Annotated in this window: 1 protein-coding gene; it reads left to right on the top strand. The window is 44.4% G+C overall.

Going from position 1 to position 1295, the window contains the following annotated elements; genetic code table 11:
- Positions 1-111: 111 nt before the first annotated feature.
- A partial coding sequence (locus tag GD002_RS17575) for an ISL3 family transposase (RefSeq protein WP_153733657.1) occupies positions 112-1295 on the top strand: 1184 nt, incomplete at its 3' end.

Genomic DNA, 1295 nt, shown 5'->3' with positions numbered 1-1295 from the left:
GTTCTATAATATTTGTTGGGGTATCCACACAATTCGGATAAAAAAAGACACGTACTCACCGATTTCTTTTATACTTGAATTGTCGAGAAACAAGTAAAAGAAAGGTGAGACGTGCATATGAATTTTATCATGAATATTCCTGGATTAAAAGAAGTCATTATTGAAAAGGTGGAGGAGCTTGGAGAGCATACTTGTCTCTATGTATCCCTTCCTAAAAAGTCCCAACGTTGTCCAAACTGCGGGGATTTTACGCAGAGAATCCATGATTACCGAATGCAGAAGATTAAGCATTTGAAGTGGTTTGAACGGTTGACCCTCCTGTTTTACAAACGGCGACGGTATGTATGTGCATGTGGGAAACGGTTCTCTGAACAAGCTCCGTTTGTGGAACGGTACCAGCGTTTCTCCAAGGAGTGGAATCAGGTGGCACAGGTGCGTTCCGTGAAGGCTAAGACGTTTAAAGAGGCCGGTGAAGTCCTAGGTTCGTCCAGTTCCACTATCATCCGCCGCTTTCGGTCGGCAGCGGAAAAGCAGATGGTGAAAGGCGTACGACTGCCCAAAGCTATTGCGATAGATGAATATAAGGGCGATACGGACGCCGGAAAATTTCAACTGATTATTGCAGATGCCAAAACCCGGGAGCCGCTAGACATTCTGCCCAACCGCCGGAAAGAAACGATTCAGGACTATTTACGCCAATACGGGCAGGACGTGGAACTGGTGGTGATGGATATGAATCCAAGCTTCAAAGCAGCCGTGAAAAAAGCATTGAGCCGACCCGTCATCATCGCAGACCGGTTTCATTATTGCCGGTATATCTATTGGGCGTTGGATGAAGTACGGCGGAAAGTACAGAAGGAATGGCACGCCTATGATCGGAAGAAGTGCAAGCGGATGCGTCATGTGCTTTATAAACGGGCATCTAAATTGAGTGAAAAAGAACGGTGGTATTTGGATCGTTATTTGGGGATGTCTGAGGAATTACGGCAGGCATACGAACTGAAAGAAGCCTATTGTGAATGGTTTGATTGGGCAAAGACAGCAGATGATGTGGCAGAAGTAAAAAGGCGGTTAGAGGCGTTTTATCAGGAAGTAGAAACAAAGCAAATTCAGGCGTTTCTTAAGGCAATCAGGACCTTCAAGAACTGGCAGGTCGAAATCTTGAACAGCTTTATCTTCCCCTACTCTAACGGTTTTTTAGAAGGCATAAACAATAAAACAAAAGTGATGAAACGCAATGCATATGGCTTTCAGCGTTTCGATCACTTTAGGGCAAAGATTTTATTAAACATTCA

Origin of the sequence: Sporosarcina obsidiansis (assembly GCF_009651005.1) — a bacterium.
GTDB classification, from domain to species: domain Bacteria; phylum Bacillota; class Bacilli; order Bacillales_A; family Planococcaceae; genus Sporosarcina; species Sporosarcina obsidiansis.
The sequence above is the reverse complement of the archived record's forward strand: the minus strand, read 5'-3'. Positions and strand labels throughout refer to the sequence as shown.